Annotated in this window: 4 protein-coding genes and 1 pseudogene; 2 read left to right on the plus strand and 3 right to left on the minus strand. The window is 71.2% G+C overall.

The genetic code is table 11. The features are described from left to right. Positions 1–2715: thioesterase domain-containing protein (locus VNS22_RS01230; RefSeq protein ID WP_325728784.1), on the plus strand; the 2715-nt coding region annotated here is incomplete at its 5' end. Positions 2716–2724: 9 nt separating this feature from the next. On the opposite strand, the gene VNS22_RS01235 is transcribed toward VNS22_RS01230, so the two are convergent. Together VNS22_RS01235 and VNS22_RS01240 are read right to left on the minus strand one after the other, a co-directional pair. Next, positions 2725–3381: a glutamine cyclotransferase gene (locus VNS22_RS01235; protein WP_325728786.1), complete on the minus strand. Its 657-nt coding sequence runs from the start codon at positions 3379–3381 to the stop codon at positions 2725–2727. Positions 3382–3390: 9 nt separating this feature from the next. Continuing rightward, positions 3391–4614 (minus strand): helix-turn-helix domain-containing protein, encoded by a 1224-nt coding sequence (locus tag VNS22_RS01240; protein WP_325728789.1) that lies wholly within the window; start codon positions 4612–4614, stop codon positions 3391–3393. An 88-nt stretch (positions 4615–4702) separates the two neighbouring features. On the opposite strand from VNS22_RS01240, the gene VNS22_RS01245 reads away from it, so the two are divergent. Then, positions 4703–5464 (plus strand): DUF899 domain-containing protein, encoded by a 762-nt coding sequence (locus VNS22_RS01245; protein WP_325728791.1) that lies wholly within the window; start codon positions 4703–4705, stop codon positions 5462–5464. 28 nt (positions 5465–5492) lie between these two features. Here the strand turns inward: VNS22_RS01245 and VNS22_RS01250 are convergent. Further along, a pseudogene (locus VNS22_RS01250) lies at positions 5493–5835 on the minus strand (pyrroloquinoline quinone biosynthesis protein PqqE); the annotation flags it as partial.

The raw sequence follows: 5835 nt of genomic DNA on the forward strand, positions 1-5835 counted from the left end.
GGCGAGATCGAGATCGGCGGGATCGGGCTGGCGCGCGGCTATTTCGGCGATCCGGCACGCACCAACGAGCGCTTCCGCACCGATCCCCAGACCGGCGAGCGGCGCTACCGGACCGGCGATCTCGGCCGGTTCCGGGACGGCGGGCTGATCGAGTTTTTGGGCCGCGAGGACTTCCAGGTGAAGGTGCAAGGCCACCGGATCGAGCTGGGGGAGATCGAGGCGCAGCTGATCCAGCACCCGGCGGTGCGCCAGGCGGTGGCCGCCGCCTTGCCCGCGCCTGGCCAGCCGCACAGCAAAACCCTCCATGCCTTCGTCGTCCCCAACGAGGCCGGAGCGGAGAGGGATTTCTGGGCGGAAGCGACCGAAGCGGCCAAGGCGGCAGTGGCGGGAACCGCGGCCCCGGTGGAGCCGGAGGTGTTCGATGCGGCCGCCGACCGCCTGGCCCGGTTCACCGCCGGCGCTGCCGCCGACGCGTTGGCGAAGCTCGGCGCCTTTGATCTGCCGGCAGGCCCGGACGGGCTGCCGGACATCGACCAGATCATGGACCGCTGCGCCATCGTGCCGGGCTATCGCCGCTGGCTCGCCCGCACGCTGGCGCTGATCCGTCACCATGGCCGCGACGCCGCGGCCGACGATCCGCTGCGCGACTTCGCCGCGTTCGACCGGTTCGGCTTCGGTGCCGCCGACCTGAAGCTCCTGCAGCGGCTGACCGCCGAGCTGCCGGACATCCTGACCGGCCGGCGCCATGCTGGGGACATCTATCTCGATGTCGGCACGCCCGAGGTCTACGCCAAGCTGTTCCAGGTGCCCTACCAGGTGCTGGGCCGCACGATCCGTGAGCTCGCCGATAGGCAGCCCCTGGCCATCCTGGAGGTAGGCGCGGGGCTCGGCACCACGCTGGCGGGCCTGCAGGGCCAGCTGCCGCTGGACCGCATCACCTACCACTTCACCGATGTCAGCCAGCACTTCATCCACATGGCGGAGCGTCGCCTGGGCGATCAGCCCTGGCTGCACCTGTCGCGCCTGGACTTGATGGCGCCGGTGGAGGCGGCGGCCGAGCAGTATGACGTAGTGATCGCCAGCAGCGTGCTGCACGCCGTGCCCGAGATCACCACCGCACTCGCCTCGATCCGCCAGCGGCTGCGCCCGGGCGGGGTGCTGGTGATGATCGAGGAGACCCGGTTCCTGCCCTGGTACGACCTGAGCATGGGCCTGCAGTCCGGCTTCGACTCCTTCACCGACCAGGATCTGCGCCGGAACCATCCGCTGCTCAGCCGTGATGCCTGGCGCAGCGTGCTGGCCGGGGCCGGCTTTGCCCGGGTCGAGATCCCGTCCGTGCCCGGCAGCATCGGCGAGCGGCTGGGCCTGGACGTGCTCTTGGCCTCGACGCCGGCCGTGGCGGCAGGTGCGCTGGCGGCGGAGGGCACAGGCGGCCTCGGCGCGACGCTGCGCCGGTTCCTGGCCGAGCGCCTGCCCGACTACATGGTGCCCCGCTTCTTCCATGGCCTGCAGCACCTGCCACTGTCCTCGAACGGCAAGGTCGACCGCGCGGCACTCGGACGGGTTGCGGCCGCCGAGGCGCCCACCGTCGCGGCGCAGGAGCAGCCGGCCAGCCCGGCCGAGCGGCGCATCGCCGAACTGGTGGGCGAGGTGCTGGGCACGGCGGCACCATCACCCACCCAGTCCTTCTTCGACCTCGGCGCCGATTCGCTGAAGCTCGTCATGGTTCAGCGCCGGCTGCGCGAGACCACCGGCCGCTCACTCGACATGTCGGCGTTGTTCACCGACCCGACCGTGCGTGGCATTGCTGCCGCCCTGGAGCTTCCGGCCGAGGACGTGCCGGTCGAGCCGCTGGTGATGTTCGGTGACTCTGCCGGCAAGCCGATCCTGTTCACCGTGCCGGGCGTGGTGGCGCTGCCCTATTACCTGCGTGGCCTGGCCCAGCATCTCGGCCCCGACCTAGTCCTGGCGGGCCTGCAGCTGCCGGGCTTCTTCGGCGGCGAGGCGCCGCTCGACCGGATCGAGGCGCAGGCGGCCTATCTCGTGGCCGCGATGCGCATTCGCCAGCCGCGCGGTCCGTACCTGCTGCTGGGCCACTCCTATGGCGGTCACGTGGCCTACGAGGCCGCCCGCCAGCTCCGCTTCCAGGGCGAGGAGGTCGCCTTCCTGGGCATGCTCGACACGGTCGTCACCGAAAGCAGCCTGGACGATTTCCAGAACGACCAAGTCGCCCAGGGCTCCATCGTCCGTGCCCTCTACGCCCTCTATGGCGACCGGCTGCCGGAGCCGCTGGACCAGCTCCGCAGGCTGCCGCCCGACGAGCAGATGGCCCGCACGATGCATGCCTTGAGCGAAAGCGGCCTGATCGACCTGGGCGTGGCGCTGGACGGCATGCTCGCCGTGTTCAAGGCCAATTTCCGTGCCATGGTGGCCTACCAGCCCCGAGGCTACGAGGGCCCGCTCACCCTGTTCCGGACCGAAGGCGGCTTTCCCGAGGAATACCGGAACTATGAGAGCGGCCGGGCGCTCGAGGATCCGGCGCTGGGTTGGACACCATTCGTCCAGGGGCAGGTGACCGTCGAGCTGATACCGGGCGACCATCTGGGCATGCTCGACGCGGAGCGGCTGCCGCACCTGGCCGCCATGCTCAAGTCGCATGCTCTGGGACGACCCGGCGGTGCGGCGGCATTGCCGGAGGCCGCCGATCCAGCCTGAGCAGCTGCTCTAGGTAGAACCGCCGGCCCGGGCTTTCCCCGGCCGGCGGATGGCGCGCAGCCTGCCGCTCGTGCCGCCGCCGCAGAAGAACCGCTCGCCGCCATCGGACTCCAGCCCGGACACGACCAGGCCCCGTGGCAGGACGACGGATTCCAGCACCTCGCCGGTCCTGTGGTCGACCCGCCTGAGCTCGCTCTCGTCGTCTTCCCAGGTGCCGTGCCAGAGTTCGCCCTCGGCCCAGGTGACGCCGGTGACGAAGCGGCTGGATTCGATGGTGCGCAGGACGGCGCCGGTCTCCGGGTCGAGCTGGTGGATCTTCCGGTTCCGGTACCCGCCTACCCAGAGCGTGCCCTCGGCCCAGGCGAGACCCGAGCAGTCGTCACCATCCGGTGCCGGGATCGTGGCGACGACTTGGCCGGTGGCGGGATCGATCCTCTGGATGCGGTCCCGGGCGAGCTGGAACAGGTGGCGGCCATCGAAGGCGGTGCCGGCATTCGCCGCGACCTCGAGCGCGCGCACGATCCGGCCACTCAGGGGATCCAGCGCGTTGAGCCGGTCGCCCGAGGCGAACCAGACATGGCGGCCATCGAAGGTGACCCCGTGCACGGCATCGACGCCGGCAAAGGGCCCGTATTCCTGCAGGATGTCGGCGGGTGCTCTGGTCATGGCATGAGCCTAGCCGCCCGGCACGGGGAGCGGGAGCAACAAGCTCGTCGCGATTTCCGGCACGGCCGCCGCGGCCGTCCAGCGGCGGGCGCGTGCCTGGCCGAACGGGCGGACCCTGCCGCTCGCGGCCAGCGCATCGAGGGCTCGCTGCACGCTGCGCTGGCTGATACCGAGCGCCAACGCCAGGGCGGAACTCGACCATGCCTCGCCGTCGGCGAGCAGGGCCAGCACCGCGCCATGGCGCTCCGCCACGGGCCGGGCCAGCACCACCACCGCTTCTGCCTCGTGGGGCGTCAGCAGGAAGCCCCGCTCGGTGGCGCTGATCGAGGCCAGCGGCTCCAGCACTGCCCGCAGCCGTCCGACTTCCACCCGCAGCCGCGCGCGGTGGGACTCGTCGGCGTGCCTCGCACCGAACGCGCGGGCAATGAGCACGTCCCTCGGCACGTCCGCAGGCCAGGCCTCCCCCAGCGTGGATGCCAGCGCGAACAGCACCGGCCGGGTCGCCAGCGGGATCACCCGATGCGGAGCGCGCACGGCATGGCGGCAGCCATCGACGATCAGCACGTCCGATGCCTGCAGGCGCTCCACCTCTTCCAGCAGGAGCGGGCGATCGCCGCCCGGAGCGATCAGGCGTGCCGCCGGCGTGTCCAGCACGCAGGCGGCGCGTTCCACCTCCGCCTCCAGTGCAGCGATGCCGGAAAGACGAGCGCTGTGCCGGGCCTCTGCGATCGCCGCGCGGGCGGGGGCGATATGGAGGCGGCGGATCGCGATACCCGCCATCACCAACTCGTGCGCGGTCCGCGCTGTCGGCGGCAGCAGGGTCGGGTCCAGCCCGGCCAGCAGCGCTTCCGCCTGGTCGGCCCGGCCGATCAGGAGGAGGTGCCTGGCCTCCAGATGGCGCGCGTGCATCGCGTTCGCCCGGTCGCCATGCCGCTCCAGCGTTGCGCGGGCGGCCGTGAGCGCCTCGGTCGACCCGCTGAGGTCGCGCGAAGCCAGGGCGATCTCGGCCAGCGCCACGGTGCATCGGGCGCGGGCCAGCGGGTCGCGCGAACCGAAGGCGCGTACCGCGCTGCGCATGAGCGCCTTTGCCCGGTCTAGATCACCCAGCTGCGCCATGGCGATGCCACGCAGCGCCAGTGCCGGTGCGTCCTGGCGCAGGGCTACCCGGTTCAGTGCCCCCAGCGGGTCACCTGCGGCCAGCGCGCGCGCGGCGGCCTTGATCAGCGAGTCCACCCGAATCCCGCCACACTTGTCACTCCCGCCGTCCGCTCCCCGCTAGCAACCTCTGCCGCGACGACCAACCGGGAAGGAGCAACGGACCATGACCGGGCATGCGACCGGCACGCGGGAAGAATGGCTGACAGCGCGGCTGGCGCTGCTGGAGGCGGAAAAGGAGCTGACGCGGCAGAGCGACGCGCTGGCGCGGCAGCGGCAGGCGCTGCCATGGGTGCGGGTCGACAAGACCTACCGGTTCGAGACCGGGCGGGGCACGGCGACCCTGGCCGATCTGTTCGAGGGGCGCTCGCAGCTTCTCGTCTACCATTTCATGTTCGGGCCGGACTGGCAGGCGGGCTGCCCGTCCTGCTCGGCCATCGCCGATGGGTTCAATGGCTTCGCCCTCCACCTGGCGAACCATGACGTGACGCTCTGCGCGGTGTCGCGGGCTCCCCTGGCTCGGCTGCAGGCGTACCAGCGGCGGATGGGCTGGACCTTCCCCTGGGCGTCCGCCCATGACAGCGACTTCAACTTCGACTTCAACGTCGCGGTTACCGAGGAGCAGCAGCGTGCCGGGACGAGCGAGTACAATTTCCGCCGCAGCGCCCAGGCTGCGGACCCGACGCCCTCGGAGCCGCTCGTGCATATCGCTGCCACCTGCGGCACCGATCCCGCCAGCTTCACGCGCGACCTGCCAGGCATGAGCACGTTCGTCCTGGAGGAGGGCGTCGTCTATCACGCCTACTCCACCTATGCGCGCGGGCTGGACGTGCTGTGGGGCATGTATCAGTGGCTCGACCGGGCGCCGAAGGGACGCAACGAGGCGGGCATCTGGTGGCGGCGGCATGACGAGTACGGGAAGGGCTGAGGATTCCCCGCGTCCGTCGCCGCCTCCCTCACTCCACCGTTTCCGCCGCCCGTTTCATCTCGCGGTAGCGATAGCCCTCCTCCGGCCCTGCATCGGCCTCCACCCGGTCGTCCCGCAGCGCCTGGTCGATCCGGTGGCGGAACGGCGACAGCGTGCAGACCGGATCGGTGGCAGAAGGATCGCCTAAGATCGCCATGGCTTGGCAGCGGCAGCCGCCGAAATCCTGCTCCCGCCTGGCACAGGAGCGGCAGGGCTCCTGCATCCAGTCGGTGCCGCGGAACGCCAAAAACGCCGGCGCGCGCTGCCAGATCTCCGCCAGGCTGTGCTGCTCCACCGACCAGAACTCGAGGTTCGGGATGGTCTGGGCGGCA

Origin of the sequence: Geminicoccus sp. (assembly GCF_035556675.1) — a bacterium.
Classification (GTDB): Bacteria; Pseudomonadota; Alphaproteobacteria; order Geminicoccales; family Geminicoccaceae; genus Geminicoccus.